The organism is Pseudoalteromonas ruthenica, from assembly GCF_008808095.1.
Lineage (GTDB): Bacteria > Pseudomonadota > Gammaproteobacteria > Enterobacterales > Alteromonadaceae > Pseudoalteromonas > Pseudoalteromonas ruthenica.
Genome location: NZ_CP023396.1, coordinates 3,201,454 through 3,226,947, shown reverse-complemented (window position 1 = coordinate 3,226,947; position 25,494 = coordinate 3,201,454). Strand labels below are relative to the sequence as shown.

Sequence of the window (25,494 nt, the reverse complement as noted above, 5' to 3'; positions counted from 1 at the left end):
GTTTCAGATTGGTGTACAGCTAACAATTTAATATCGAGCGATTGGGTCGTTTTTCTGCCGCAACCTGTCTCGTTTTAGTCTTTAGACCATTGATAGCAAATTTAGGAAATACTTACCAGCGCTGAAGTTACGCGACATTGCTCTAAGCGTGGGCACTACAAAAACGACCCTCTGGGTCGTTTACCTGACTGTGTGAGAAACTCAATGATTATGGATGTATCACTGTGATTTCGGTGGATGACCGTCTGTCGCTCGCTCTAAGCTACCTCTGTTATGACCTAGAAATGCGAGCTAATTCAGCATGATTTTTTAACTTTTTTCACGCAACGTATAAATACTGATATTGCTGTGATCCCCCCACAAATAATGCCGATTTGCAGAATTGATAGCTCAACCGTTGCGGTGATAAATAGACTGCCAATAAGCGAACCAATTATATATGTTGCAGCAATAAATACAGCGAATGAGATCACTAACATTAACCATGTTGTAACCTTTTCCCGTTGAGACATATGACCTCCGTGACTTTCAAAACTGCGCACAAAACCTCCACTGACTAAAATGATGATAAGTTTACTTTGGTCGCTGATTTATTAATATCAAATAATGTAAGTTATTGCCATTATGGGTTTTTATCGCGCTTAATTATCATAGTAAACCTTTGATTTTTTTATCTGGCGCTGCACATTATTTGTGCTTTTTTACTGTTGCAGTTGCCTACTAATGTGTGTATTTTCGAAAAGAATCATATATCTATCGTCTATGCGCTTTTGCGCAATGTAACAGGGAGGTGATCATGTCGATAAAACCTTTAGCGATATCCTTCATAGCCTTTATAGGGCTAAACCTAACGGCCTGTGGCTCTGGCACAAAAAATGATGAGCCGAAGCAACTGACACCAACACCGACAGGTAACATCGTTGATAATAGTGCTGTTGCTGACTATCGGTTGGTTATTTATGGTAACAGTCATAGCTCACAATTAGGTTCAATCATTGAAACACTGATCAGTGACCAACTTCCAAATAAGACGATTGAAACGGTAACAATTAGTGGGCGGTTTTTAGATGAAATTGCTGCGGTTACTGCAAACGTAGAGCAATTAGAAAAAAGCACTTGGAGCCACGCCATATTTCAAGGGCAAAAGTACTCTCAGTCCGGCGCAACCGACTATCCAACGCACGCAACTGAGCGTTTAATTGCAAAGGCTAAATCAAACAACATCACACCGATATTATTTCCAGAGCACCCACAACGTGGTGACCCATCTGAGGCAGAGCGGGTGTACAATTTACATCAATCCATTAGTCAACAAGAGCTTAGCTGTGTCGCGCCCGTAGGCTTGGTTTGGAACCGTGTATTAGACGTTATGCCAACGGTTGAGCTACATCACGCAGATGGTAATCATGCATCTTATGCAGGGAAGGTGCTCACGGCAATGACCTTTTATGAAATCATTACTGGCGAATTGGCGGACGCCATTCCCTATAACCCGGCGCTTCAGCTAGACCAGCAGCAGCAAGCGCTGTTTGGGCAAATTGTCACGCAAGTGCTTTTAGAACACCCTGCGTGCCCACAGAGTTAACAATCATTGCCCTAGTTACCTAGGGCGACGTTAAAGCCAGAGAATACCTGCTGGTAACAATGGCTGTGGTGTAGCGGGCAGAAGCGTTGGCGTTTTGCATCTGCATCACCCGGGCAGTACTTGATTACAGCGCACACCATATCAAAGGGTAACAGTTATGCGTTTATCGTACAGATTAAGGTGCGTATTCTGGCGTTCGCAAGAAAAACAGGATGATTAACTCGGCGAGGCTAATGGCAGCCAATTGCGCCGTTAAGCCTAGCATAACGCCGATACCTGACTGTGGGTCTGATTGAATCCCAAACACTAATCCCAGCATGATGAAAAAGCTGAATATCGCCGGCGTGGCTCGCATCACGGCTAATTTTGTATTGCGATAGCTGTGACTGTTGGCCAAAAAATACAAGATAGCATAGGGCGATAGCAGCAATAACAGAGCTAGACCGGCTCCCCAATATGTAAAAGCAATGGCAGCAAAAGATAAAACAGCGAGTGCCTTAATTGCATAATATGTTTTCTTATATTGCATAGGTTGTCCTTAACTAAGGTGTTCAATGATTAGAGAGTGGGTTTGCTCGCACTCGCGTTTACACTAAGGTCCACAGCAAGTAGCCGTTGTAGGCGAGATAACCGCTGAGCAATAGCCCACCTTCTGCCCGGTTGATACGGCCTTGACGGCCGATGCCATAGGCCATGACCAGCAAAGCAAGCGTTAACACCAGCATCACTCCCCAATCACGATAAAAAATATCTGCGCCAAGGCCGAAGGGCTCAATCGCTCCAGCAATACCAATAACGGCAAGAATATTAAACATGTTCGAGCCTACCACGTTGCCAATGGCGATATCATGCTCGCCTTTTTTTGCCGCAATAATAGACGCAGCTAACTCTGGTAGTGAAGTGCCCAAAGCGACAATAGTCAGGCCAATGACTAAATCACTGACTCCCAATGCCGAGGCGACTTGCACCGCACCCCACACTAATATGCGTGAACTTAGCACTAGAACCACTAAGCCACAAACTAACCAAAACAGTGCGCTCTTTAGCCCCATGGTTTGGCTGGTGACACCCTGCTCGGTGTCGCTTGCCAGTGGGTCGTTGTGGTGGCGCAGGCCTGAATATATTGACCATGCCACCACGCTAACAAAGCCACCAAGCAGCAAGGTGGCGTCGAATGTGGTCAATTGACCATCGTAGAGCAAATAGCCACACAGCAACACCACAGCCAAAAGCAGAGGTAGCTCTTTGCGAACAATATTCGAGTGCACTGTGATGGGAGCAATCAGTGCAGTGACCCCTAAAATTAGGCCAATATTGACAATATTTGAGCCAAGAGCGTTGCCTAGTGCTAGCGCCGGATTGCCATCACTCGCAGCCATCGCCGAGACAACCATTTCCGGTGCGGATGTGCCAAACCCGACTATAAGCATACCGATCAAAATAGTGGGTAACCCTGCGTGTGCCGCTGTGGCCGCAGCGCCGTCTACAAAGCGTCCGGCACTGTAAACCAGTAGTATAAAACCAGCTAAAATCGCTGTTATTGCAAGCAACATTGTTCCTCCGCCATCTTGGCTTTTATGGCCTTAATATGGGCGCATTAGTTGCCCTTGTAAAGCATTTACTTTCATCTACTTAGCAAGAAATAAAGTACTTTAAAAAAGCGGCATAAATTTGATCTTCAACTAGCATTAAAGTGATAGCAACAACAATTATAAGGAATCACCGTGCGCATAAATAAAACCATGATTGATGAAATGGAGCTGTTGGCAAAGTTTCCACGTGCTAGCCATATGCAGGGCATAAAGGTACACAGTGATGCTGATGCAGCGTTGCGTGATGCCGCGCAGCGGTTGTTCGATAAAGGCATTACCGATAGTCCCGATGGGGGTTATTTAACCGATTTAGGTCTCGACTTAGTGAAACATTTAGACACTCTCTACGCGGCATTAAGCTCAAAAGCCGGGTAATGGCCTGTAATAGCAAGCGTGAGTGTCGCCGCTGTAAGCTGCAAGTATCACAACAGCTGACGAGGTGATCATGGTGCACACTCACTTGCTTGCTATTTTGCAGTTCTTCGATGATATCGAGCTGCCTTATCGCTTTGCTCCAGTGGCTGAAGAGAGCTTTCTTCCGGGTATCAATATTCATCAAGGGATATTAGTGATTGATAAAAAGCGCTTAGCCCATGAAGGGGATTTACTCCATGAGGCTGGGCACTTAGCGGTTACAGACCGACATCACCGCGCCACACTCAGCGGTGATGTTAAACAATGGGGTCACCAAGGCGGCGAAGAAATGGCGGCAATGGCGTGGTCGTGGGCAGCACTTCAAGCGATAGGTCTGCCGCCTAGTGTCGTGTTTCACGAACACGGCTATCGCGGCGCTGCCGCTAACTTAATTACTGCCTTTAGCACTAACCTAGGCCCGGGTGTGCCGCTACTTTATAGTTGGTTTATGTGTCTTGCACCCGAGCAACCACAGGGGTTTCCCGTTATGCAACAGTGGTTTCGTGATGACGCTTATACCCACAGGCAATTAGCACTGTTATAAACTTGGTGAGTAAGCCAGGTGTTACTTTGGCAGTCGATCACCACATTGATGCGGTCTTCAGTACTGCGGTTGTGCACGCTATGTGTCATGTTGGCATTGAGATACCAAAGCTCTCCGCACTGCATCGGCACACGATGATCAGCTACGTTGAATATAAGGTGCTCGTCGCTACGCAATGGTAAGTGTAATCTGGCCTCGCCGAATTCCAGTGCGAGCCCAGGGTCTTGATGGGGTTTTATTTCCGCGCCGGCTCGTAAGCGCATGAGTCGCACAGCTTTTACCGGACAAGGCAGACTCGCCAACACCTCAACAAGCGCATGACTGTTTTGTAATAACGCTAAGTTGGTCCAATGTTCGCCTTGGTCAATACTAAAGCTTTGTAAGATCTCATGGGCGCTTTTATGGTGGGCTTGGCAACGTAACGGAACAACGTCCCACTGGCCCTGATAATGTTGGGTATTTACATGAGGAACCCAAGGCAGAGTTGTTAACTTAGGCAATGAATTGAGAATATCCAACGGCGAAAAACAGAGCGAGAGCTGCGCAAATGCGGCTACTTGGCCGCTGAGTTGATGATTCTGACACATAGTAAAAAAAGCCGAAAAAGCATGCCAATTAGTACAACACCCTCAAAATTATTAACCATTACGGGTCATTACAGCGCCTTACTAGCCGAGCGCTGATATTTTCGGTAAGTTACTGGCTGATATCAGCCATTTATTATCGTGATGACCCCAGTTTTAGTGAGTGCCTGCCTGTTGGGCAGTAAAGTGCGTTATAACGCCACCTGCGTAAGTGCAGAGTGCGAACATATGCAATGGCTGCGTAGCCATTGTCATATCATGCCATTGTGCCCAGAGGTTGCTGCGGGCTTGCCGATTCCCAGAGCGGCAGCAGAAATTGTAGGGGGTGATGGCGATGATGTGCTCGCAGGGCGGGCTAAAATAGTGACCGCAGATGGTGAAGATGTCACAGCGGTGTTTTTGCAAGGCGCTCGCCAGGCACTAGCATTGTGCAAACAGCACGACATTCGCTATGCGGTGTTAACAGAATCGAGCCCTTCCTGTGGTAGCAATACCATTTACAATGGCGAGTTTGGTGCTCGCAAGGTGCCGGGGCAAGGGGTCGTGAGTGCACTGCTACGAGCAAATCACGTGAGTGTGTTTAGTCAACATACCTTAAAACAATTGCGAGTACAGCTCAGCGATTAAGAAGTCACCATTTAATGCTTGCCTTGGAGCTAACTCTAAGTAGTATGCTAGGTGAAAGTTTGTTCACTTTTAAGAGCGTCCATGACCTTTAGTCAAGCCATTCGGTTTAGTGTGTTACGTGAGTTGGTGTATGCACGCCAAGCAGAGTATGCCAACGACCCCAATAAGCAATTTTTTCACTTACAAAATGCCCATGTATTGGGTCAAGAGTCCACCTATTGGCATACCTATGTGCATATGTTGATGCTCCGTTGGGCGTGGTGTAACCGCGTTTTACCAGAGTTTACGGGGCAACTTATGCGGATTCTCGGAGCCGCCAGCAAAACCGCATTGGGCTGGGTACCTAGGGGCAACACCGGTGGTGCTAATGTCAGCCCGTTTAAAGTGATGCCCATCCCTGCATATTACGCTCAAACCATTGCTAACGCTAAAAAGAGGGTCGCAACATGGGAGCAATAAGTTTGTCGTTGCGCGCGATTACTAAAGGCAACTATGAGGCCGTATGTGATCTTGATGTAAGTGAGCAGCAACAAGATTATGTGGCCTGTAATATGTGGTCCTTAGTTGAAGCGCAATTTAATAGCGGCTATAGCACCCGGGCAATTTACTTGGGTGAGCAGCCTATCGGGTTCTTTATGTGGGTACAGGAAAGTGCGCACAAAGTCTCAATCTGGCGGTTTATGATTGACGAGCGCTATCAGCGCCAAGGGTATGGCCGTTATGCCTTAACGTTGGCCATTGCCGAAATTAAAGAACAGCCACAGATCACAGAAATTGAAATTTGCTATAACCCCTCCAACCCTGTTGCGAAGCAGTTTTACAGCCAGTTTGGGTTCATTGAACAGGGCATGGACGACGATGAGGAAGACATGTTGGCCCTGTTGTATATAGAAAACCAAACTCCCTGGCACTAGCTATCTGATGGGTAGCGCAGAGCCGCTTTAATCTGCCCATAAGAATTAGCCCATCACTGCATCGGTTGGTCGCGATAAGTCATATTTATCATACAAGTATTTTGTTACTTTATATCATTTGCTATGATATAACAAATTCTACTTGGGTGATGTTATGAAGTATCCACTTTCGCTTTTAGTGCTGGCTTTGCCGAGTTGGGCATTTGCACAGCAAAACAATGACATAGAAACGATTACCGTTGAGCACAAGCAAGCTTTTCGCGGTGATATTCCCGCACAAGAGTTGCCACAATCAATTACCACACTGGGCAAAGACTTAATTTCCGATAACGGCATTACACGCTTTCGTGATGCTCTTGATTTCTCTGCCAGTATCTCGCGCAAAAATAATGGTGGCGCGCTGTGGGATAGCTATTCGATTCGTGGCCTGTCGGGCAACGAAAATATGCCCTCGGGGTACCTTATCAATGGTTTCAGCGGTGGCCGTGGCTTTGCTGGGCCGCGAGACGTATCCAATATTGAATATATTGAGGTACTTAAAGGGCCAGGCTCGGCATTATATGGGCGCTCAGAGCCGGGCGGTACAGTTAATATTATTACTAAAAAGCCACAGTTTTATCAGCAAGGACAGTTACAAGCTGAGATAGGCAGTGACAATCACACGCGTGTGCAAGGAGATTACACGAATGCAGTTAACGACGATGTTGCTTTTCGCATCAACGGGGCTTGGCAAGACAGTGATAGTTACCGGGATTATGTGCACCATGATAAGTTCGCAATTACGCCGTCCCTGTACTACCAAGTGGGGGATGACTCTTCACTGACCTATGAGTTTGAGTATGTTGATCAGCAGCAAATGTACGATCGCGGTATTGTGGTTTTAAATGGTGATATTGAAACCCTGCCTGAGTCGCGATTTTTAGGAAACCCCAACGATACGCCTACCAAGGTACATTCGCGCGGCCACCAGCTGCAATATCATAATGATTTAAATAGCGATTGGTCACTGCTTGTCGGTGCCAGTTATCGAACGGGCACGTTAACGGGTTATTCTTCTGATGCGGAATTGTCGCCGTCAAGACAGTCTGTATACGATGATGGTCGTACTCTCACGCGTCAGCATCGTTATCGCGACTATAAGTCTGATGACCTATCGGCACGTATCGAGCTAAGCGGCCACTTTGATGTTGCCGGCATTATTAACCATGTGCTGATCGGTGTGGATGGTTATGACTATGAGTTGCGCACGGGCCTATATCGCTATCGGGGTGGCTACGGCACCTATACCCTAGATATATTCGAGCCTGATTATAACTCTATGCCGGGCCCTGATGTGAGCATGCAATATGAGAACAATGAACAGCAAGATGCCTATGGTATCTATGTACAAGATCAGCTCGACCTAGGTGATTCGCTAAAAGTGATGCTCGGGCTCAGATTTGATGAAATAGCCCAAGATATTTTCGAAACCAAGTCTGGGGTGGCTTCAAAAAGCACTAAAAACCGTATAAGCCCGCGCTTTGGTGTGGTTTACGACGTTAATAGCGCTATTAATTTATATGCCAGCTATTCAGAAGGCTTTTTACCGCTCAGTGGCACCGATGCCAACGGCAAGCCGTTTGGCTTTGAGGAAAGTGACTCGTTTGAGGTCGGAATAAAATTTAGTACCGAACACCTTAGCGGTACGCTGGCGTGGTTTGATGCGACCAAGAGTAACATGCTGGTGTCTGATCCAATCAATGTCGGTTACTCAGCGCCGGTAGGCGAGGCGAATAGCCGAGGCGTTGAGCTTGATTTATCCGGCTCGCTCGGTAGTAACAGCGATTACACCTTGTCTTATGCCTATGTTGATGCGAAAACGGCCAACGACGTAATTAACGCTGACTGGTTAGTACCGATACCCAAAGGCAGCCCGCTGGTAAACGTACCCAAGCATAATGCTGCTGTGGCTATAAACCATGCCCTGACACTGTGGCAGCAAGACATAAAAGTAGGGGCTCATTACAAGTATAGCTCTGACCGCCTGGGCGACCCCGCCGATCTCAGTTTTCGTATTCCCAGCTACCAACTTGTTGGTCTATACGCAAAATGGTTTGCATCACAGCAGCTATCGGTGGCGCTGAATGTCGATAACATTTTTAATGAGCACTATATTGCCAGTAGTTACAATGCTATGTGGGCGTATCCGGGTGCGCCAACACAGTTTAAGCTGAGTGTCGGTTATGACTTCTGAGCAGCTAAAGAAGCGTATTCATAGCATTGATATTATGCGCGGTGTGGTGATTCTGCTGATGCTGGTGGATCACGTGCGTGAGCGTTTCTTTTTACACATGCAAGTGAGCGACCCTATGGTCATAGAAACGACTTCGCCGGGGTTATTTTGGAGTCGTTTCGCCGCTCATTTTTGCGCGCCTGCATTTATCTTTTTAACTGGCATGTCGGCGTGGTTATATCAGCACGCTAGGCAAGGCCAACCACGCAGTGCCACCGGTTTTTTGCTCAAACGTGGGCTTTTTATTATAGCCCTTGAAGTAACCCTGATTAGCTACTCGTGGATGGGCAGTTACCACACCCTATGGCTACAGGTTATGTGGGCGATTGGCCTGTGTATGCTGGTGCTGGCGATATTGCACAAGCTACCTATGCCGGTGTTGCTGACCTTAGGTTTAACCATTGTATTTACTCATAACATGCTCACCCCCATCGAGTTTAATGAAAATGAGTGGGGGTATACGCTGTGGCGTATTTTGCACGATCGCGGCTACATCTTGGAAACAAGTTGGCTCAATGTGAAGGTCAGTTATCCAGTGTTACCATGGATTGGCGTAATCTTGCTTGGTTATTGTGCCGGACCGCTGTATGGCAAAGGTATCGCGATGCCACGACGTCAGGCTTGGCTATTAGGGCTTGCGTTAATCTGTGTGTTGCTCTTTGCTTTGTTACGCGGTGGCAATATTTATGGTGAAACATTGCCTTGGCATTCTTTCGACTCGGCGATGCAAACGACCATGTCTATTTTTAATATCACTAAGTATCCCCCATCTTTGAGCTTTTTACTCATTACTCTGGCGGGTATGTTTGTCGGCCTCTATGTCTTTGAAAAGCCGCTGGGAAGCGTCACCAACATGTTGCGTACTTTTGGTTCGGTACCCATGTTCTTTTACGTCGTCCATTTGTATGCGTTACTGGCATTGTACCAAGCTGCTTATTGGCTGGTGGGAAATAACCAGGGCGAGTATGTGGGGGTTAATCACATCGCTTGGATATGGCTTATCGCTGTGGTGCTTGCCGTGGCTCTTTACTTGCCTGTGAAGTGGTTTAGCGATTACAAGCGCACTCATCATCAGTGGTGGCTAAAGTATCTATAACATTAGGCCACAGCATTGCTGTGGCTTTGTTAACTGAGCATGAGCTTGATAAATAACACGGCGGCCAGTAACAGCAGTAACCCATTCATCACCCGCACAAAACGCTGGGCGTCGAACCTTTGCTGAATTTTGACCCCCAGCCAATTACCTACTAGCGCCAAAGGGGAGAAAGCCAGGGCGAGCAGCAGGATATCGAGGGTTAACAACCCTTGGCTGCTAAAGGCAATCAGTTTTACGCCATTCATCAGTGCAAACAGGGCAGCGGCGGTGGCAACATAGTGGTGGGGCGGCAGTGCTTTAGCATTAAAGTACATAATCAGTGGTGGGCCGCCGGCATGAACCAAGGTGCTGGCTAAACCACAGAGCAGGCCCATCGCTTTCGCTCCCCAATGACTGGCCAACAACGCATAACGAGTATTCGCAAAAAATAGGCTGCGAGTGGCAAAACCTGCACTAAAAGTGGCGATAGCCGCGCTTAACCAGCGCCCATCGATCGCAGTAATGAGCCACTGCGCGACAATTACACCCACTATCACCGCAGGTAATAGCTGGGTAATTAAATCCCCCCGCCACTGACGCCAGTAGCTTTTTAAGCTCAATACATCAGCAACAATTAAAATTGGCAGCATCAGGGCGATAGCATCCACCGCTGGCATTACCAACAGTAACAGAGGCACAGCAAACACCCCGAGGGCGCCAGCAAATCCGGATTTGGAAATGCCGGTCAGCACCATGACCAAAGCGATAACAGCAAGAGTCAGTAAGGTCATTAAGGCAGCTCGAAATACAATGCTTCTAGCGCGCTTTCAGCCTGTAGCTCTATACTTTGCTCGCGCTCCAAGGCAAATCCATCGCCGCTGGAAAAATGCGCGCCATCGGCTGTTAATGCACCTTTGACAATATGCACATAGCCAAGGTTGGTACCGCTTTGTAAGCGAAACTTTTGCTGCGCGGTGAGCATCAGCCGCGATAAGCGCGTTTGCTGGTTAATGCTTAGGGTGTTGCCTTCACCTTGCGGCGTCACTAGCGGGGTCATCGCCCCCTGCTGTGGTATGCGCCGTTGCTCATAACTGGGGGTGATCCCTTTAAACTTTGGCAGAATCCAAATTTGTAGGAAATGCGCATGTTCGCTTTGCGAGGCGTTATATTCGCTGTGCATAATGCCGCTGCCGGCACTCATTCGTTGTACTTCGCCGGCAGTGAGGGTAAAAGTGTTGCCCTGGCTATCTTGATGGGTTAAAGCGCCCTCAATGACATAGGAAATGATTTCCATATCGCGGTGGCCATGGGTGGCAAAGCCTTGGCCCGGTTCCACCTTATCCTCGTTAATAACGCGTAAGGTGGACAGGCCCATATGCTGAGGGTCATAGTAATGACCGAATGAAAAGCTATGCTGGCTTTGCAACCAACCTAGATTAACCTGACCTCGCTGCTCAGCGCGACGAATATAGTTCATAGTAGACTCCAAAAGTATGTTGATAGAGCCAGTTTAAGAGCATACAAAAGTGAATAAAATGAGTTAAAAAAGTACTTATCGTTCGTTTTTAACGAATGTATTTGCTTGAGGCCTCGGGCTTATTCGTCTGCCATCAGTCGGTAGCGCAGCTCACCAATAAATGTACGCGCGGCGGGGCCGAGATTATCGCCATCTTTAAAGAGCAGATATAACAACGCCGTACGGGTGTCTGCGCCGGCAATATTAAGCGCCTTAAGGGTGCCCTGCTCAAGCTGCTCGGTAATAGCGATGCGGGGCAGCCAGGCAAAGCCCAACCCCTTGCTGATCATATTGATAGAGGTGTGTAAATGGCTGACCGTCCAGCGCTGCTCAGCGCCGAGCCAGCCGGAGCTTTGTTGTGCATTTAGCGCTGAATCGCGCACCACGATTTGCCGATGTGCTTTGAGGTCTTCAAAGGTGAGGGCGCGGGGGATTTGCTGCAATGCGTGCTGCGGATGCGCAACCGCGATAAATTCAAAATGGCCAAGCTCCTCACAAAAATCATCATTGGCCAATGGCGAGATGGCGATATCCACTTTATTGTCTTGCAGTAGTTCGTTGGCACCGGCTAGTACCGATTCAAACAGTTCAATGCGCAGCAGCGGGAACTGGCTGCTGGTGGCTTCAAGCACACTGAAGAGCAGCTCTTTGGGGAGTAACTCGTCAACGGCAATACGCAATTGTGATTCAATGCCTTCACCTAGAGTATGGCCCATGGCTTCGACCTTGGCGGCCTCATCAAGCAGGTACTGAGCGCGGCGCAGCATCATATTACCGGCCTCGGTCAGAGTGGTTTTACGGCCATGCACGGTAAATAGCTTCACGCCTAAAGCGGCCTCTATTTTTGCCACGGCATTATGGATACTGGACTGGCTTTTATGCACGCCTGCGGCCGCTTGGTTGAAGCCGCCATATTCCACCACGGCGCGAAACATGCGCCACTGTTCTAACGTTATTCTTAACACTTAACAATCACCATTATCACAGGTATTGAGTTTCTGTTGTGCTTGCTTATCTTGCGCTAACACATGTTTTAAATCGTCCATACGCTGGCGTACCGCGACACCATAACTGTGATCATCGCCCCACAACTCAGCCAATTGCAATAGCGATTCCCGATCATGGTTGCGAAACAGCTCACCGGCGCGTTGTGCATCGGGCTCGCTATTTCCTAGTAGTTGCAATGACTCAACGGCAAGGTTAATGGCGGAGTCGACTGTTTCACGATTAAAGGCATCAATATCGGCACCAATCAATTGGTAAGCATGGCGTCTATCACGTGCGCGAGCGACCAATTTCAGGTGCGGATAATGTTTTTTCGCCAGCTCGATAATGGTCAAGGTTTTATCGGCATCATCAATGGCAATAACGAGCATTTGCGCATGTTCAGCACCCGCAGCATCGAGTAATTCTTTGCGGCCCGCATCGCCGTAGAAAACTTGCGTACCAAAGCGTCGCAACAACTCGATTTGGCTAGGGCTATGGTCTAGCACGGTGATATCGTAGCCCTGAGCGCTGAGTAAGCGCCCTATGACTTGGCCAAAGCGACCATAGCCAGCGATGATCACATTTTTGCTGGCCGCGATGTGCTCGGGTTTATCATAGGCCGGTGTATTACTGCTATTGCTGCGACGTTGTAAGCGTTCATAAAGGATCAGTAAAAGGGGGGCCATCAACATCGAAATGGCCACCACCAAGGTCACTAGATTGACTTGCTCGGTGGTTAAGATTTGCAGTGATGAAGAGGTGGTCAGCAACACAAAAGCAAATTCGCCCCCTTGAGCGAGCGCCAGGGTAAATAGCAGCTTGTGACCACTTGCGAGCTTAAATATATGGGCAAGGGCAAATAGAATCACTGCCTTAACGGTGATTAGTATCAACACCATTAGCAACACGTCAGCGAAGTTGTCGGCCAACAAGGCAAAGTCGATATTGGCGCCAACGGCAACAAAAAATAGCCCCAATAGTAACCCTTTAAAGGGTTCGATATCGGCTTCTAACTCATGACGAAAGTCACTCTCTGCCAGTACCACACCCGCGAGAAAGGTGCCTAACGCCGGGGACAGCCCCACCAGCTGCATAAGCAAAGCGATCGCCACCACTAAGAACAGCGCAAACACAGTGAAGATTTCGCGCATACGGGTTTCTGCTATAAACCTAAACAGCGGTGCGGATACATACTTGCCAGCGAGAATAATTGCGGCAATAAGAGTGGTGGAAATACCTACTTGCGCCAGTACTGGCAAGTCTTGAATAAGGTTACTGTGGGCCGTTGCCTCGGACGTGGGTGCAAACGCCAACAGTGGCAGCAGGGCGAGCATGGGTATAACGGCGATATCCTGAAATAACAGTACCGAAAATGCGTTTTGTCCCGCCTCAATACGCAACCAGCCTTTTTCTTCGAGCGATTGTAAGACGATGGCGGTGGATGACAGCGCCAGCATCAAGCCAATGGCTAATGCGCTTTGCCAAGGTAATGGCAACAGCCAGTAACATAGGGCAAATAGCACTGCCGCCGTTAAGGTGACTTGCAAGCCACCCAGGCCGAGAATGGCATGACGCATGCGCCAAAGCCGTGCCGGATGCAGTTCTAGGCCGACGAGAAAGAGCATCATCACCACGCCAAATTCGGCAAAGTGCATCACCTCGGTTTGGTCGCCGACCAAGCCCAAGGCATAGGGGCCAATCAGGATACCGGCGAGCAGATAACCTAATACCGAGCCCAAACCAAGGCGTTTTGCAAGGGGCACGGCAATAATCGCTGCTCCCAAATAAATAAGGGCCATCAATAACATAGGTTATCCTACTCAATCACGGTTAGGCCACTTAGAGTGGCGGAACTACAAACTAATTACAACGGTATAAACTCGTTATCGTCTCCGGGAATATCGGCAAAGAGGCGTTGTTGCCAATCCGATTTAGCTTGCTCGATGCGCTCGCGGCTGTAAGCAACAAAATTCCAGTGCAAATAAGGCGCTTTATTAAAGGCATTGCCACCGAGCAGAATAAAGCGACAGTCACTTTGGCATTTGAGCTCGGTGTCCGCCTCTTGCAGAAGCACAAACTGATGAGCTGTTGCAGTGATCTCGCCTACTTCGACAGCGCCAAAAATAACGTAGATGGCCGCTTCTTGCAGCGGGTTAGGGTGCGCAATACGGCTATGAGCCGTGGCGATAATATCGAGGTAAAACAGCGGTGAGTAGGTTTTTACCGGGGAACTCATAGCAAAGGCATCGCCAGCAATAAGGCGCATGGTGACCCCATCAACAATACGCTGTGGCAAGGCGGCCTTATTGATATGTGTAAAACTAGGTGCAATTTCACATAAAGTTGGCGGTAGCGCGACCCAGCATTGTAAGCCATTTATATCGTGGTGACTGGCCCGGACTTCTATCGACTCGCGCTCAGAATGGACGATACCGCGCCCTGCGGTCATCCAATTAACATCGCCAGGGCTTACCTCAACGTGATTTCCTAGCGAGTCGCGATGTAACAAGCTGCCAGTAAATAAGTAAGTGAGGGTAGAGAGACCTATGTGTGGGTGCGGGCGAACATTCACACCTTGTCCAGGTGCAAAGGTGGTGGGGCCCATATGGTCAAAGAAGATAAAGGGGCCAACCATTTTCTTTTCTAGGTGCGGCAGTATCCGCTTGACCGTGAGGCCACCAATGTTGTGCTGTGTTGCTTCTAGTATTTTTGCCATAGTATATGGGGTGAGCCAGCGCCTTAGCACTGGCTCTGTGCTCTTAACTGCGGTCTTTAAGTAATAGCTGATCTAGGCTGTATTTTCCTGCGCCACTAGCTGCGAGAGCTAAAAAGCCACCGGCAATGGCGATATTTTTATAAAACATCAAAAACTGTGTTTGCTCACCCAAGTCAAAGTGGAATAGTAAGGCGCTGACGATACTAAAAATGGCGAAGGCCAGTGCGGTTAAGCGGGTAAGTAGACCTAGTACCACCATTGCGCCGCCAATCACCTCAAGAGCAATAACTAAAGGCAGTAAGACGCCGGGTACACCCATTGTTGCCATGTACTGGGCGGTAGCATCGTAAAACTCAACCTTACTGAGTCCTGTAAGTATAAACAGCGCTGCTAAAGCAAAACGAGCAAGTAGCTTGGTAATGTTGTTAAAGGCTTCGGTGTGGATGATGTTAATGATATTCATGGTTCTCTCCTCGATAAAAGTGTGCCACCGCAGTGGCGATGTAATCACTATAGGTTTAACCTGAGAGAATGAAAATTAGTTAAATTGCGCTATTTCGTTCGTTTTAAAAGAATGAAATGACGTAAACGTTCAAGTGCTCCACTGTGGCGCGCTGTAAGCTGATAGTGATTATTCATAGGAGGAACTAACCATGCTATCTCAGCAGCAGCTTTATCAACTATTACCACAACTCCCTGAAGCATTGATGGCGATGACCGAATCCGCAGAGCATCAACTTGAGCCAGAGTTAATACATATGGTGCGTTTGCGTGTATCGGCTATTAATGGCTGCCGCTTTTGTATTGCCATGCATACTCGTGAAGCCCAGCAAAGCAATATTACTGAGGCGACGATAGCTGCATTGCTAAACTCGCCAGCGGCATCAACTTTTACAGCGACTCAATGGGCGGCGCTGCAATGGGCTGAGGCATTAACTGTGCTTGGCAAACATGAGCAGCTTGGAGAGAGTATGGAAAGACTGCAGGCGCACTACAATACTGAGCAAATAGTGGCTTTATGCGCGGTTATTATTCAAATTAACGGCTGGAATCGAGTGGCCATCGGCTTTGACTTTTAGTGAGGGCAAGCAGCTTAGCTAAAACTGGCTGCTACAGTCATACTCAGGCAGTGGCGCGTCTTGATGGCGTAGCTGTGGGTGACGAGTGTGCAACTGCTGGTATAGTGTTGGGTTTTTGCGGGCGATGAGTGCCAACATACTACGGTGCCAGGGTGTAAGCGGAGGTTGATAGGTCATCACCTCATCGAGTACCTGCAAGCTCGGTGCTTGGCCCGCGAATAGCTCAATGCCCTGTAGGCTCAGGGCAAGCGGATCCATCGCGGTTATGCCTTGATGGTAGGGGACGCCAGCGGCCACTAATTGCGTTAGTAGCTCGGTATCGTAGTGGCTAATCGCATAATACAGTAGCGAATGTCCGTGACTATCGAATCGCGGCAAATACTCCCGTAGTTGCGGGAGCGTCAAACCTGCGGGCAAGCGCACGTAGTCCAGCTGGGATTGACCCAGTTGTGAGCTCTGCAGTCGTGTGAATGACTGTGCCCCGACGCGGCTCAGTGAGGCGTAAAATAGATCTCGGCGTAACGCCTCGGTGAGTGGTTGCTGATATAACGATGCTAAGGCGGCCTCTAACCCCTCTCTGCGCAGCACCTTTAAATAAGCTTTTGCAGCTTGACTGTGATGAACGGTACGCTCGGCGTTGCGCGCTTGGTTGCGGGTGTAACACTCGTAAAGTTGCACGGAGCGAGCATTCAACGCGGCCAAATCAACGTCGTCTTCGTAACTCACCTGTGCCAGAGCATGCGCTAACCCGAGCGGTTGCCAGTCAGTACGAAACTCTCTCAGTAAACTAGGGCATTGGCTTAAACGGCTCTTCAATTGTTGGCTTATAACCAGTTGCTGGTCGGCGCGCTGCTGCAGTTGTTGAATCAGCGGCTGAGCAAGGTCCAAGTGCAAAGCATCTCTTTGCCATAGGCTGTCAAAATCGAGTTGGTGGTGGGTATATATTTGCTGTATACGCTCAGCGGTCAACTTAAAGCGACGCCCCTGCGCTTCAATAATGTCGCCCTTTTCGTTGTAGATAAATGCTGCTCTAGCCCCCTGGCTGGTCAATAACTCAATCACCTCGACATAATCCGGCCAACGAGACTGTGGAGCGTTACTCAACCCCCATATTGCCCACTCTAATGTGGAAGGCAGATAATTGTCGTCACTCAGCGTGGCCCCTTTGTTTAATAGGGCTTTAACCACCTCTATTCGTCCTGCTCTGGCGGCTAAATCAATTAACCGCAAGGCATCAGCATAATCTTGTGATACGACGAGGTTAATATCATCAAAGTGCTTAATAACGGTGACAATCTGCGCATCTAAAATGTCAATATTACTAATTAGCCAGGCTATATCGTCGACATATAACTGTTGCCCTGGCGCGAGGGAGAATGAAGGATGAGCTAACTTTTCCAGTAGCCAAGGTTGTGGAGAGTGGGGCTGAACGAGTAGCTCCGTTGCGGTATTTTCACTGAATTGTTGGCTTGCAGTCGCGATTCGCTGCGCCATTTGCGTATTGGCTTTTAATTGTTGATAGCGCCATGTTGTTGCATGGCTTGGCCCGAGAAAGTGCGCGATAGCGAGAGTGACTTGATCTAAGGAGTACCCTTGGCGTAATAGGGCTTGGTAGTTCAAAGTGGTGAAATACCTGAGTCGTTGATTTTCATACTGGGCCAATTCGTTGGTGCATTGATGGATGCTGGGCTTTGCTAGTGAAGTGGACGCATCACTGAGTGATAGCACTGGCTCTTTATCAACCGTAAAGCTCGTTGAGCTTGTAACCCTTGGTGTGCTGGTTTCGTGCGTTTGTTGCTCGATTGGTAATAATTTCTGCCAAGCAAGCCACATCGCCGTAACAGTAATAAGCACAATAACGATGGGCTTGTGGCGCATAATTGATCGTGGCTAAGCGCAGGGTTTGGTAATCGCCTTAGCGCATAAAGCCTGGGCTTGTTCGTCATTTTTACCGCCAATGCAATAATCGAAGCGTAAAGCCATAGGCAGATCCTCGCTACTTTCTCTGGATGGCAATTGCCAATTGCGAATGTACTCGCGTGTTGCTTTACGAAGCTCCCGAGCATGACGCTGTGGCTGGCGAGCAATGACCTCGATATTTTTAGGCTTGCCTTCAGGGCTAATATCAAAGCCTACAACTGCACAGCCAGCAATTCCATCCCGTGCTAGTTCAATAGGGTAGCGGGGGGTATTTATGGTATCAAGTGGCTGCCAAAGCTGCTCCCCGTCTTGGCTTACTAGGTAGTGCACTTTCACATCGGCGTGAATCACCTCTTTGGCTTCAATTGAAGCACTGGCTGCCAGCGCCAGTATCACTGGTATGGTTTTAAGCATAATACATCCTTGTTTACAGTAATAAAAAATGGCGGTGCGAAACACCTTCCTTAGCTAGCTTAAAGTTTAAGCGAGAACATGTGAAGAGGGTGACTAAAATTTATTCATTAGCCAGGCCATAAGGCAACACCCACCTAGAAATAGCATTGCGCTTACAACGGCAATGATGGCGCGAGCGCGGTGCGCAGGTTGTTGAGGATAGCTTGGGCAATAAGCTAAATAGGCCAATACCAAGGCTTCAATTGCCGCAACTATCGCAACAGCCCACGTCGGGGCAGAGGAATGCATCATAAAATATAGGCCTATGCTCATTCCTATCGCGGCGAGCCACTTGGCTTTATGTGGCACTACTTTATGGCTCTGCCAGTTGTGTAAAATTGGCCCGAAGCGCGCGTGATTGAGTAGCCATTCTTCCAGGCGTTGTGAGGAATGAGTGAAACATGCCAAGGCGAGAATAAAGAAAATGGTGGTGGGCATCACTGGCAGCGCAATACCAATGACACCGAGGCCAACAAAACCAAGCCCTAGGCCTTGTAAGCAGTAGTTTTTATAGCGGGTCATCAGACCCGCAGCAGTGGTTTTGCTCACTTGTACTTCCGTTACCCTGAATACACTTGTGCTTGATAAAGCTGAAAGCGCGTAAATGCTTGACGCGCGCCAAACACAATGGCTTCTTCTTGGTACGCATCGAGCTCAATGTTGTCAATTAAGTGTACTAGATGTCGCCAGGCACTGCCACGTCCTGCGCCCGGTCCAGCAAGAAAGCGTGCGCCGTATTCACCATTTAAAGATAACTTCTTTTGTACTTGCTGACCCAGCATTGCCGCGCCCACTTTAGAGCCCTCTACCACGTACAGCCAACCTAAAGCGTGAGCTAATTCTGTGGTATCACTTAACACTGGCTCTAAACGACCACTGGGTAAAGGATAGCCGAGGTCGAAAAAATCTTGCTCCAATAACCTGATGCGTGAGCGCATGGGCAGATCATCAATGCATTCAAGCAATGCGGGATGAGTGTAAAGAACCTCCACATCGCGCAGAAAATAAAACTGCAAAGACAGGAAGCGTAAATAGTTTTCGGTACTTTCGAAGGGGTGCTTGGCCATAATGGTGGTATCAATTTTCTCATGCAAGTCGTGAGTGCTTTGCTTAAGGCGTTCACTGCGAGAGAGTAGGGTATCGCTATGGGTCATGTATTACTCCGGGTAGTCTTTAAACGGTTTATAGGTATAAGGTGTGAATGTAAGTCACCAGCGCATGGCGGCACTGGTGAGTGACCATCAAAGTTTCACTTCCAAAGCGACCGTGACAGTTCGTCCCGGCTCTGGCATGGCAACAATTGATCCCGAGGAAACCACGTATCGATCGGTTACGTTAGTGATAGCAAGGGAGCTTGATAGTGCGTCATTTATCTTGTAATCAAGGTACATATCTAGCTGGTAACTGGCAGGAATCCTTTGTAATGCATCAACTCCGGTGCCTACTAAAAATCCGCCCGGATGATATTTTTGCGAATGCCCCTTGTAAATCACGCCAGCATCAAGCGTATCAGCAAAGAAGGTTTTACCTAGAGTGGCAACCAACTTTCGTTTCGGTGGAATACGCAGTGGCGTTAGGCTGCCAGAGAAACCTTGCGCACTGCAGCGCTGAGCGTCGTTAAACGCAGCCGCATCAGTGGCGCAGATCTGTGCCCCCGTATATTGGGTATAAGCGATAGAGCCATAGAATTGGGCACCGCGATAATTAACTGTTAATTCAATACCTGGAAGGGTAAAGCTATCGTAATTGGTAAAGGTGAATGCTGATTTTTGCCATCCCTGCGCCTGAGGGTCTGGATTGGCTAACTGCGCGGTTCCTAGCATGTCATCAATACGGGTGTGGAAATAGGTGGCTGACCAGGCAAGGGTGTCCTTTGGCGTTAGTAAGTCGGAGAGTTGCTGACCCAGAGTTAGTTCAAATGATTTCGTTTGCTCCGGTGAGAGTGGGTAGTACGGTGAATATGAAAACACCTCGTTGGAGACGGTTGTTTCATAGACATTCGGCATGCGATAGGCGCTGCTATATTTAGCCAATACATAGGCGTTATTGGAAAAGCGATAGGTTAGCTGCGCGATTGCGTCAGTTTTGCCGTTGAACTCGAGTCTGTAATGATCTTGGTAATCTTCAGTTTCGGAATCGTGATGGCTAAAGTTAAGGGCTAACTCGAACGGCGCAAGATCAAATTCAGCATCTATAAATGCACTGCGCTTAACTTGTTTACCATTGCGAGAAGTGGGCTGGTCGCCATAAAAGTAATTAGCAGCGTCCTTTTCTGGCTGCAAACGTTCAGATTGCCAAGACAAGCCATAAGTGAGCGTAGTCGGTAACGTGTTGGCGAGCATCAAAGAGGCGGTATTGTATGCGCCAATACCATGACGTTTATTCGTGTATTTGTGGAAGTATTGCAGGGCATTGGGGCCAAAGTTACTGCCTAGCGCATTGTATTGTTCTAACTTGGCATGTGTGCTCCAAGCGTTCACGCGAACATCGAAAAGCGCATTATTTGTCGGTAGAAAACGGTAGCTAGCACTCACTGTATTAACCTGTGCCGTGCCGGGCTGCCACTGTGGCATGGTTTCGACGCCTTCGGGCATGACTTCCCAAGAGCCATCTGGAAGTTGCCAAATATCGTCAGCCCGCTGTTTATACCAATAAGACGCGAGCATCTCCCCGGCTTTTTGCTGATGGTGGCGGGTATTGAGTTCAAATAGGTGCTCATCGCTGGGCTGGTAGCTCAGTTTGGCCAGAGCCGATTGACTCTCAAAGCTAGTATTAACCACTTCACCGCCACGGTTTACTGGCGGTAAAACGTCGCCCCAATCGTTGTGTTCGACAAATTCGTGGTAGCCATGAGAGCCGGCAAAGTAATTCCCTGTTTTCTTATCGCTGTACGCAAGTACGGCGCTGAGTTGTGGACCGGCGAACGCAGAGGCTACAAGCACAGAGCCGTGATTAAAATCGGTGACATCGCTGTCATTGCTAATCTGATAATAACTTTGTTGCCTTGCATCATCGCTGACGTTGGGCATTTTATTGTTGTTGTAGGTTTTAAGCTTAATTAGCCCACCATACTGCTTACCTCCACTAACAATATCAGCGGGTGTTAGCGTGGTCATAGTCACGGAACCACCAATCGCACCGGCTGAGAAAGGCGCTGCACTGACATTGGTTCCTTTGCTGATGTGCACTGTACTGAGGAGATCTGAATCAATGTAGGTGCGCTCAGAAGTACCCATATACCCACGGTTAGTGTGGGTCGATTGTAAACTTCCATCAATAAAAATCGGTACTCGCCCTTCGCCTTGCACGCCGCGAATACCAATATCGAGTGCCCCCGCTTCATTACGCAAATTGTTGGCATCAATGCTGGCAAAGGTGGAGAAAATATCGGCGTTGCTAAACCCTTTGGCATGCTCGATTTCACGCTTCTTTAAATACAGCTGCTGACCCTCAACGGTGATCACTTCTATTTCTTGAATGGGCTCTTGAAGAGAAGAGGGGTTGGCGGAAACAGAAAAACTGCATAGTAATAATGAGTAAATTGTACTGCTTTTCACAATGTGCTCCTATTTAAGAAGGTGCGTATGATAATGGTTCGTATTAACTTTTCCACATAATGTTTGTGTTTTGAGTACAACTCAGACCAGTTTGCTGTTGTGTCTTTCCTTACTAATAAGCCCATGTGTCGGAAATAACAGGCAATATGACGTGTTCACCTGACAAACAGGCGCTTTCTTCTACACTGTGGGGACAGCTGTTCTGCTTTTGGAGGGAGTATGTACAACGTTAATATCGAACGCTTAAAAGAGACTTTATTTACTTTGTCGCGGATCGGGTATAACGAGGAAGATAAGGGAATTTATCGTCCTGGCTTTAGCGCTGCCGATTTTGAGGCGCGCAATTGGCTTATGGATTTGGCCCAAAGCGAAGGCTTTCGCACCCACATGGATGGTGCAGGCAATGTACACATTGAGTATGGACCGGAAAATACCAGTGCGGTTGTAGTCGGCTCACACCTTGACTCCGTGCCTGCGGGGGGCATGTTTGATGGTACTTTGGGGGTGATTGCTGGGCTCGAATGTTTGCGGGTATTGAAACACCATGACGTTGCCTTGAAGCACCCTGTGCGGGTAGTCGCCACTGCAGAAGAAGAAGGGCGCTTTGGCGGGATGTTTGGTGCGCAAGCACTGACGGGCAAATTAACCCCGCACGATATTCTCACTATGCATGATGCAGACGGCTACCTACTTAGTGACGCTATGAAAAGTTGCGGCCTTGATCCTATGCAAGCGCTGAGCGCAGCGTTTAGCCCAGAGGATTTAAAATGCTTTATTGAACTGCATATCGAACAAGGCCCTGTACTTGACCAAACCGGTATACAAATTGGCGTTGTTGATGGCATTTCTGGTGTATTTAAGTGGATTGTGAAGCTGGTGGGTAAGGCCGACCATGCGGGCACCGCGCCGATGGAAATGCGTTCTGATGCGTTTATGGGGCTGGCAGATTTTGCCCATGAAATAAACCGTATTATTGATGAAGATGGCACTGAGTACAGCCGTATTACCGTAGGCAAAGCTGAGTTAAAGCCCGGGTTTGCCCACACTATTGCCGGTGAGGTGGATTTCACCTTAGTGGTTCGTGATATGGACCAACATATCATGGAGGCGTTGAGCCAAGCCTGCCGTAAAGCCCTTTCTGCTATCGCTCGACGCCATCAATTAATGTTTGAATACGAGCAGGTAAGTTGGTTAGCACCGCAGCATTGCAGCCCTGTGTTAACAGACTTTATTGCCGAGCAAGCGCAGCAGCTGGGGCTGAACTATCAACGTATGCCCAGTGGTGCAGGCCATGATTGTCAGTTTTTTACCAGTCTCACAGAAACTGGGCTGATATTTATCCCTTCGGTCAATGGCATAAGCCATGCCCCTGATGAGTGGTCGCATTGGCATGACGTAGAGGCCGGAGCCAACTTGTTGCTGGCCTGCGTTGCCACCCAAGCAACCAGTTTCTGGGTTAGTCAAAGCGACGCGTAAAGGCGATAAAAAAGTCACAAAGATTGCTAATAACTCAAATAAAAAAGTGGGTTAACAGCAATTGCATAAAGGTGTACTAGGCTTATTTCACTAAACTTTTTTAATTAAATGCTTAGTTTGAATTCAAAAAATTTGAGTGTTAGGGTTAATTTTTACGCATTAGGGACGCCTGCGGCAGTATGAAATTACTAAGTCAGTGTGTATTGGTAAGCTTCACCATCTTTGCGCTTGCAATGGGATGGGGTGTGGCTGGTGCGCAGAGTCAGCGTCCTATTGTTATTGAACCCGCAGAGCAGAACGTCAGCGCCGGCTATTTTGATGTAAAGTTGCGTGCTGCACCGTCCTTGGCCCTTAGTGAGCAAGAACTCACCTCTATATTAGCCAATGCGCACTTGCATATTGAATCTGATTCCCACCTGTTTCCCATAGAAGCTGCAGTCAACGGCCAGCAAGCTGTCACTATTAGTGGTTTGGCAGAGGGTCATTACACCGTTAATTTAGTTGCAGAGGGTCAAGCACTCAGTGACAGCGCCACTGTTGTTGTGCAGCACCACAGTATGGCTTTGGTTTGGCCGCTATTTACGCTTGGCTTGGTGCTTTTCATCGCTTTGTTCGTGGTGCTAATGCGGGGCTATGTAGCCGATAACCGAGCGCCGGATTCTTAGGAAGTAGCATGTTAGATACGCAAACTGCGCTCATTATCACCGCTATTTTTGCTATCGTTTGGGTTGTTTTCGGCTGGTGGCTTGGACGTCATATTAAATCCCATGAAGACTTTGCTTTGGCAGGACGTAATGTTGGCTTTGCCTTTGCAACCGCCACCGCGATGGCAACCTGGGTCACCAGTAATACCACCTTGGTGGCACCACAATTGACGTACCAATTTGGTATTTGGGGGATGGTAGGTTACTCCTTTGCCGCGTTAGGGCTGCTGTTATTTGCTCCGCTTAGTCAACGCATTAAGCGGCTGTTGCCCACAGGGTTTACCAGTGGCGACTTTATTCGCTTACGCTTTGGTCGCTTTAGTTGGCGCATATTTCTCATTATTTCCTTGGTTTACGCCTTTAGCTGGCTAGTCAGTTTAGGCATGGCAGGGGGGATTTTGCTGGAATCACTCAGTGGCCTAGATTATCACTTGGGGATGACTGTAATCCTCACCATGTGCGTGCTATACACCTTATTCGGTGGGATGCGCGCGGTGATCGCTACCGATTTTATTCAAGCGCTGATTATCGTGATTGGCGTGATCATTGTGGCTGGTGTGGTGATCGATAACTACAGCTTGGAAACGGTGCATCAGAACCTCGCCGCAGAGCATCCCATGCTGTTGGATTTATTGTTTCCTGCGGCATTACTGTTTTTGTTTAACAACATCTTTTTTGGCTTAGGAGAGATCTTTCACTCTAACGTATGGTGGTCACGGGCTTTCGCCTTTCGTGTTGATACCGCTAAAAAAGCGTACTTCACCGCCGGATTATTATGGTTACCGATACCCATAGTGACAGGGTTTATTGCCCTTGCCGCGCCAACCTTAGGTATTTTCCCTCCCAGTGCGGATATGGTCGGCCCCATGGTGGCGGCAAATGTGCTTGGTTATGGGGGCGCTATTTTACTGTTTATCATTGTTTTCTCCGCGCTTGCCTCGAGTCTTGATTCACTTTTAGCAGCCACCTCTGACCTTATTACTCAGGATATTTATAACAAGCATATTAATCCTGATGCTGACTCTGAAACGTTAATGCGTATCGGCAAGCGAGTTATTGTCATTCTGGGGGTCGCTACATGGGTATTGTGCCTGCCCAAACTAGCGACTCTGGGTGCCTTACTTAATTTTGCCGGTGCGTTCGTTGCAAGCACCATTTGGCCCATCGTACTTGGCTTATATTACCGCCGCTTAATTGGTAAAAGTGCTGGTTTGGCCATGCTCTTGGGCACAATAAGTGGGTTGATTGGTTACTTTGCAATTGGTTTTTACGTCGCGGCATTAATTTCCTGTGCCGTGTCCTTGGTGGTTTGCATCATTGCATGCAAGCTGAATAACACGCCCTTTAATTGGCAGCAACTAAAGACACCAACGGAGGACAATCATGATCTCTAGCAGTTTGTTTTCTCTGTTGATATACGCCGCTCTGGTGCTGGCGTTGTTGTGTCCTATTTTACTCGTGACCTTATTTGTTCGCGAT

General features: G+C 48.3%; 25 protein-coding genes and 1 pseudogene. 12 read left to right on the top strand and 14 right to left on the bottom strand.

The genetic code is table 11. The annotated features are described in order from the left end of the window. Positions 1-796: 796 nt before the first annotated feature. Positions 797-1,585: a hypothetical protein gene (locus PRUTH_RS15195; protein ID WP_151173656.1), complete on the top strand. Its 789-nt coding sequence runs from the start codon at positions 797-799 to the stop codon at positions 1,583-1,585. Between the two features lie 175 nt (positions 1,586-1,760). Here the strand turns inward: PRUTH_RS15195 and PRUTH_RS15190 are convergent, their stop codons facing one another. Continuing rightward, positions 1,761-2,114 carry a hypothetical protein gene (locus PRUTH_RS15190; protein WP_151173655.1) on the bottom strand — a complete coding sequence of 118 codons (354 nt, stop codon included), beginning with the start codon at positions 2,112-2,114 and terminating at the stop codon, positions 1,761-1,763. A 58-nt stretch (positions 2,115-2,172) separates the two neighbouring features. Beyond that, positions 2,173-3,138 (bottom strand): calcium/sodium antiporter, encoded by a 966-nt coding sequence (locus PRUTH_RS15185; RefSeq protein WP_151173654.1) that lies wholly within the window; start codon positions 3,136-3,138, stop codon positions 2,173-2,175. Between the two features lie 171 nt (positions 3,139-3,309). Here PRUTH_RS15185 and PRUTH_RS15180 point away from each other — a divergent pair, with 171 nt between their 5' ends. After that, positions 3,310-3,552 carry a TIGR02647 family protein gene (locus tag PRUTH_RS15180; RefSeq protein WP_151173653.1) on the top strand — a complete coding sequence of 81 codons (243 nt, stop codon included), beginning with the start codon at positions 3,310-3,312 and terminating at the stop codon, positions 3,550-3,552. A gap of 70 nt (positions 3,553-3,622) precedes the next feature. Next, positions 3,623-4,135, top strand: a complete 513-nt coding sequence (locus tag PRUTH_RS15175) for a hypothetical protein (protein ID WP_151173652.1) — start codon at positions 3,623-3,625, stop codon at positions 4,133-4,135. Here PRUTH_RS15175 and PRUTH_RS15170 read toward each other — a convergent pair. Then, complete coding sequence (locus PRUTH_RS15170; RefSeq protein ID WP_151173651.1) at positions 4,105-4,722, bottom strand: aspartyl/asparaginyl beta-hydroxylase domain-containing protein; 618 nt, start codon at positions 4,720-4,722, stop codon at positions 4,105-4,107. The genes PRUTH_RS15175 and PRUTH_RS15170 overlap by 31 nt on opposite strands. 141 nt (positions 4,723-4,863) lie before the next feature. Between PRUTH_RS15170 and PRUTH_RS15165 the strand changes: the two genes are divergently transcribed. The 5 genes from PRUTH_RS15165 (at position 4,864) to PRUTH_RS15145 (ending at position 9,628) form a co-directional block, all read left to right on the top strand. Next, positions 4,864-5,346: a 2-thiouracil desulfurase family protein gene (locus PRUTH_RS15165; protein WP_151173767.1), complete on the top strand. Its 483-nt coding sequence runs from the start codon at positions 4,864-4,866 to the stop codon at positions 5,344-5,346. Between the two features lie 81 nt (positions 5,347-5,427). Continuing rightward, positions 5,428-5,805 carry a DUF3703 domain-containing protein gene (locus PRUTH_RS15160; protein WP_151173650.1) on the top strand — a complete coding sequence of 126 codons (378 nt, stop codon included), beginning with the start codon at positions 5,428-5,430 and terminating at the stop codon, positions 5,803-5,805. Beyond that, positions 5,802-6,260: a GNAT family N-acetyltransferase gene (locus PRUTH_RS15155; protein ID WP_026111105.1), complete on the top strand. Its 459-nt coding sequence runs from the start codon at positions 5,802-5,804 to the stop codon at positions 6,258-6,260. The genes PRUTH_RS15160 and PRUTH_RS15155 overlap by 4 nt, the downstream gene beginning before the upstream one ends. A gap of 154 nt (positions 6,261-6,414) precedes the next feature. Then, positions 6,415-8,493 (top strand): TonB-dependent siderophore receptor, encoded by a 2,079-nt coding sequence (locus PRUTH_RS15150; protein ID WP_151173649.1) that lies wholly within the window; start codon positions 6,415-6,417, stop codon positions 8,491-8,493. After that, on the top strand, positions 8,483-9,628 hold the full coding sequence (locus PRUTH_RS15145) for an acetyltransferase domain-containing protein (protein ID WP_151173648.1): 1,146 nt from the start codon (positions 8,483-8,485) through the stop codon (positions 9,626-9,628). The genes PRUTH_RS15150 and PRUTH_RS15145 overlap by 11 nt, the downstream gene beginning before the upstream one ends. A 29-nt stretch (positions 9,629-9,657) precedes the next feature. Here PRUTH_RS15145 and PRUTH_RS15140 read toward each other — a convergent pair whose 3' ends face one another. From PRUTH_RS15140 to PRUTH_RS15115, 6 genes are all read right to left on the bottom strand, one after another. Next, positions 9,658-10,398, bottom strand: coding sequence for a sulfite exporter TauE/SafE family protein (locus PRUTH_RS15140; protein ID WP_151173647.1), 741 nt, complete (start codon positions 10,396-10,398; stop codon positions 9,658-9,660). Next, the gene (locus tag PRUTH_RS15135; RefSeq protein ID WP_022944930.1) at positions 10,398-11,084 is read right to left on the bottom strand and encodes a pirin family protein; all 687 of its coding nucleotides are present in this window, start codon (positions 11,082-11,084) and stop codon (positions 10,398-10,400) included. The genes PRUTH_RS15140 and PRUTH_RS15135 overlap by 1 nt, the downstream gene beginning before the upstream one ends. Positions 11,085-11,203: 119 nt before the next feature. Then, on the bottom strand, positions 11,204-12,088 hold the full coding sequence (locus tag PRUTH_RS15130) for a LysR family transcriptional regulator (protein WP_138548759.1): 885 nt from the start codon (positions 12,086-12,088) through the stop codon (positions 11,204-11,206). Then, positions 12,089-13,918 carry a monovalent cation:proton antiporter-2 (CPA2) family protein gene (locus tag PRUTH_RS15125; RefSeq protein ID WP_151173646.1) on the bottom strand — a complete coding sequence of 610 codons (1,830 nt, stop codon included), beginning with the start codon at positions 13,916-13,918 and terminating at the stop codon, positions 12,089-12,091. Between the two features lie 56 nt (positions 13,919-13,974). Further along, a complete protein-coding gene (locus tag PRUTH_RS15120) occupies positions 13,975-14,826 on the bottom strand; it encodes a pirin family protein (RefSeq protein ID WP_151173645.1) in 852 nt (283 codons plus the stop codon). 43 nt (positions 14,827-14,869) lie between these two features. Continuing rightward, positions 14,870-15,289: a DoxX family protein gene (locus PRUTH_RS15115; protein WP_151173644.1), complete on the bottom strand. Its 420-nt coding sequence runs from the start codon at positions 15,287-15,289 to the stop codon at positions 14,870-14,872. Between the two features lie 190 nt (positions 15,290-15,479). Between PRUTH_RS15115 and PRUTH_RS15110 the strand changes: the two genes are divergently transcribed. Beyond that, on the top strand, positions 15,480-15,905 hold the full coding sequence (locus tag PRUTH_RS15110) for a carboxymuconolactone decarboxylase family protein (RefSeq protein ID WP_138588009.1): 426 nt from the start codon (positions 15,480-15,482) through the stop codon (positions 15,903-15,905). 18 nt (positions 15,906-15,923) lie between these two features. Here the strand turns inward: PRUTH_RS15110 and PRUTH_RS15105 are convergent, their stop codons facing one another. From PRUTH_RS15105 to PRUTH_RS15085, 5 genes and pseudogenes are all read right to left on the bottom strand, one after another. Beyond that, positions 15,924-17,783, bottom strand: a complete 1,860-nt coding sequence (locus tag PRUTH_RS15105) for a hypothetical protein (RefSeq protein WP_151173643.1) — start codon at positions 17,781-17,783, stop codon at positions 15,924-15,926. A 12-nt stretch (positions 17,784-17,795) separates the two neighbouring features. Further along, a complete protein-coding gene (locus PRUTH_RS15100) occupies positions 17,796-18,239 on the bottom strand; it encodes an energy transducer TonB (protein ID WP_151173642.1) in 444 nt (147 codons plus the stop codon). Positions 18,240-18,434: 195 nt separating this feature from the next. Beyond that, positions 18,435-18,800: pseudogene (locus PRUTH_RS15095) on the bottom strand (YbaN family protein); the annotation flags it as partial. 38 nt (positions 18,801-18,838) lie between these two features. Continuing rightward, a complete protein-coding gene (locus PRUTH_RS15090) occupies positions 18,839-19,432 on the bottom strand; it encodes a biliverdin-producing heme oxygenase (protein ID WP_022944939.1) in 594 nt (197 codons plus the stop codon). A gap of 87 nt (positions 19,433-19,519) precedes the next feature. Beyond that, entirely contained in the window at positions 19,520-21,835 is a 2,316-nt protein-coding gene (locus PRUTH_RS15085) for a TonB-dependent receptor (RefSeq protein ID WP_257220964.1), read from the bottom strand. Between the two features lie 219 nt (positions 21,836-22,054). Here PRUTH_RS15085 and PRUTH_RS15080 point away from each other — a divergent pair, with 219 nt between their 5' ends. The 3 genes from PRUTH_RS15080 to PRUTH_RS15070 all read left to right on the top strand — a co-directional run bounded on the left by PRUTH_RS15080 (position 22,055) and on the right by PRUTH_RS15070 (position 25,409). Further along, positions 22,055-23,311, top strand: coding sequence for a Zn-dependent hydrolase (locus PRUTH_RS15080; RefSeq protein ID WP_151173640.1), 1,257 nt, complete (start codon positions 22,055-22,057; stop codon positions 23,309-23,311). A 179-nt stretch (positions 23,312-23,490) separates the two neighbouring features. Then, positions 23,491-23,976, top strand: coding sequence for a hypothetical protein (locus PRUTH_RS15075; protein ID WP_151173639.1), 486 nt, complete (start codon positions 23,491-23,493; stop codon positions 23,974-23,976). Between the two features lie 8 nt (positions 23,977-23,984). Continuing rightward, positions 23,985-25,409, top strand: coding sequence for a sodium:solute symporter family protein (locus PRUTH_RS15070; RefSeq protein ID WP_151173638.1), 1,425 nt, complete (start codon positions 23,985-23,987; stop codon positions 25,407-25,409). Positions 25,410-25,494: the final 85 nt, after the last annotated feature.

Coding starts and splice junctions, on each gene's coding strand:
- PRUTH_RS15110 (WP_138588009.1), top strand. CDS start 15,480: ATGCTATCTCAGCAGCAGCTTTATCAACTATTACCACAACTCCCTGAA.
- PRUTH_RS15125 (WP_151173646.1), bottom strand. CDS start 13,918: ATGTTATTGATGGCCCTTATTTATTTGGGAGCAGCGATTATTGCCGTG.
- PRUTH_RS15150 (WP_151173649.1), top strand. CDS start 6,415: ATGAAGTATCCACTTTCGCTTTTAGTGCTGGCTTTGCCGAGTTGGGCA.
- PRUTH_RS15160 (WP_151173650.1), top strand. CDS start 5,428: ATGACCTTTAGTCAAGCCATTCGGTTTAGTGTGTTACGTGAGTTGGTG.
- PRUTH_RS15175 (WP_151173652.1), top strand. CDS start 3,623: ATGGTGCACACTCACTTGCTTGCTATTTTGCAGTTCTTCGATGATATC.
- PRUTH_RS15165 (WP_151173767.1), top strand. CDS start 4,864: ATGACCCCAGTTTTAGTGAGTGCCTGCCTGTTGGGCAGTAAAGTGCGT.
- PRUTH_RS15170 (WP_151173651.1), bottom strand. CDS start 4,722: ATGTGTCAGAATCATCAACTCAGCGGCCAAGTAGCCGCATTTGCGCAG.
- PRUTH_RS15190 (WP_151173655.1), bottom strand. CDS start 2,114: ATGCAATATAAGAAAACATATTATGCAATTAAGGCACTCGCTGTTTTA.
- PRUTH_RS15120 (WP_151173645.1), bottom strand. CDS start 14,826: ATGGCAAAAATACTAGAAGCAACACAGCACAACATTGGTGGCCTCACG.
- PRUTH_RS15075 (WP_151173639.1), top strand. CDS start 23,491: ATGAAATTACTAAGTCAGTGTGTATTGGTAAGCTTCACCATCTTTGCG.
- PRUTH_RS15080 (WP_151173640.1), top strand. CDS start 22,055: ATGTACAACGTTAATATCGAACGCTTAAAAGAGACTTTATTTACTTTG.
- PRUTH_RS15145 (WP_151173648.1), top strand. CDS start 8,483: ATGACTTCTGAGCAGCTAAAGAAGCGTATTCATAGCATTGATATTATG.
- PRUTH_RS15140 (WP_151173647.1), bottom strand. CDS start 10,398: ATGACCTTACTGACTCTTGCTGTTATCGCTTTGGTCATGGTGCTGACC.
- PRUTH_RS15185 (WP_151173654.1), bottom strand. CDS start 3,138: ATGTTGCTTGCAATAACAGCGATTTTAGCTGGTTTTATACTACTGGTT.
- PRUTH_RS15070 (WP_151173638.1), top strand. CDS start 23,985: ATGTTAGATACGCAAACTGCGCTCATTATCACCGCTATTTTTGCTATC.
- PRUTH_RS15115 (WP_151173644.1), bottom strand. CDS start 15,289: ATGAATATCATTAACATCATCCACACCGAAGCCTTTAACAACATTACC.
- PRUTH_RS15105 (WP_151173643.1), bottom strand. CDS start 17,783: ATGCGCCACAAGCCCATCGTTATTGTGCTTATTACTGTTACGGCGATG.
- PRUTH_RS15135 (WP_022944930.1), bottom strand. CDS start 11,084: ATGAACTATATTCGTCGCGCTGAGCAGCGAGGTCAGGTTAATCTAGGT.
- PRUTH_RS15195 (WP_151173656.1), top strand. CDS start 797: ATGTCGATAAAACCTTTAGCGATATCCTTCATAGCCTTTATAGGGCTA.
- PRUTH_RS15090 (WP_022944939.1), bottom strand. CDS start 19,432: ATGACCCATAGCGATACCCTACTCTCTCGCAGTGAACGCCTTAAGCAA.
- PRUTH_RS15100 (WP_151173642.1), bottom strand. CDS start 18,239: ATGCTTAAAACCATACCAGTGATACTGGCGCTGGCAGCCAGTGCTTCA.